Source organism: Curtobacterium sp. B8 (assembly GCF_000333315.1).
GTDB lineage: Bacteria > Actinomycetota > Actinomycetes > Actinomycetales > Microbacteriaceae > Curtobacterium > Curtobacterium luteum.
The window spans coordinates 1-1,513 of sequence record NZ_BACW01000227.1 but is presented as its reverse complement, the minus strand read 5'-3'; the positions used below and the strand labels follow the sequence as shown (position 1 = coordinate 1,513).

The window sequence follows — 1,513 nt, the reverse complement described above, 5'->3', positions numbered from 1 at the left end:
CGCGGCCCCGGCGCGCTCGAGGGCCTTGGCTGCCGAGTGGACGTCCCCCGAGCCGTAGTCGAGGACGACGACGTTCGGCTTCGCGGTCACAGTGTGCCCTTCGTGCTCGGGATGCCGTCGACGCGCGGGTCGAGCTCAACGGCCTTCCGCATCGCGCGGGCGAACGCCTTGAACTCGGCCTCGGCGATGTGGTGCGGGTCGCGACCGCCGAGCACACGGACGTGCACCGTGATGCCGGCGTTCACCGTGATGGCCTCGAACACGTGGCGGACGAGCGACCCGGTGAAGTGGCCGCCGATCCGGTGGAAGGCGAAGCCCTCGGGCTCCCCCGTGTGCACGAGGAACGGTCGGCCGGAGACGTCGACGACGGCCTGCGCGAGTGCCTCGTCGAGCGGGACGAGCGCGTCGCCGTACCGACCGATGCCGGAACGGTCGCCCAGGGCCTGGCGGAGCGCCTGCCCGAGCACGATGCCGGTGTCCTCGACGGTGTGGTGGGCGTCGATGTCGGTGTCGCCCGTCGACCGCACACGGAGGTCGATGAGCGAGTGCTTGCTGAACGCCGTCAGCATGTGGTCGAAGAACGGCACGCTCGTCGAGATGTCGGAGGAGCCGGTGCCGTCGAGGTCGAGCTCGAGCTCGATGCTCGACTCGCTCGTGCTCCGGCTGATCGAGGCGGTACGGGCGGTCATGCCTCAACCCTAACCGGGGGCTGCACGGCGGCCACACGGCGCATCGCGTCGAGGAAGGCCGTCGTCTCCTCCGCCGTCCCCGCGCTCACCCGGAGGTGGTTCGGGATGCCGAGGTCGCGCACGATGACGTCCTGCTCGAGGAGCGCCTCGAATGCGGCGTGCGGGTCGGCCACGCCGCCGAACAGGACGAAGTTCGACCAGGACTCGTAGGTCCGGTAGCCCATCGCCTGGAGCTCGGTCACCATCCGGTCGCGCTGCTGCTTGATGTCGTCGACCATCGCGAGCATCGCCGGGGCGTGCCGGAGCGCGGCGACCGCGGCCGCCTGCGTGAGGGCAGAGAGGTGGTAGGGCAGCCGCACGAGCCGGATCGCGTCGATCACGGCGGGGTGCGCGGCGAGGTACCCGACGCGCGCGCCGGCGAACGCGAACGCCTTGCTCATCGTGCGGGAGACGACGAGTCGCTCACGGCCCGGCAGGAGCGTCAGGGCGCTGGGCGCATCGTCCGGCATGAACTCCGCGTAGGCCTCGTCGACCATCACGACGCCGTCGGTCGCGTCGTAGGCCGCGGCGATGGTCTCGATGGGCAGGGGCGTGCCCGTGGGGTTGTTCGGCCCGCAGAGGAACACGATGTCCGGCTGGTGCTCGGCGATGGCCGCGGTGACCGTCTCGGGCGAGATCCCGAACTCGGCGTCGCGCTCCGCCGGGACCCAACGGGTTCCGGTCCCCGAGGCGAGGATCGAGTGCATCGAGTAGGTGGGCGGGAAGCCGAGGACGCTCCGCCCCGGGCCGCCGAACGCCTGGAGGAGCTGCTGCAGCACCTCGTT

2 protein-coding genes and 1 pseudogene are annotated in these 1,513 nt (G+C 71.3%); all 3 read right to left on the bottom strand.

The annotated features are described in order from the left end of the window. Window positions 1–90 (bottom strand): annotated as a pseudogene (locus I59_RS23380) (imidazole glycerol phosphate synthase subunit HisH); the annotation flags it as partial. After that, the gene (hisB, locus tag I59_RS05740; protein WP_022903052.1) at window positions 87–689 is read right to left on the bottom strand and encodes an imidazoleglycerol-phosphate dehydratase HisB; all 603 of its coding nucleotides are present in this window, start codon (window positions 687–689) and stop codon (window positions 87–89) included. The pseudogene I59_RS23380 and the gene hisB, both read right to left, overlap by 4 nt. Next, window positions 686–1,513: histidinol-phosphate transaminase (locus I59_RS05735; protein ID WP_022903051.1), on the bottom strand; the 828-nt coding region annotated here is incomplete at its 5' end. The genes I59_RS05735 and hisB, both read right to left, overlap by 4 nt.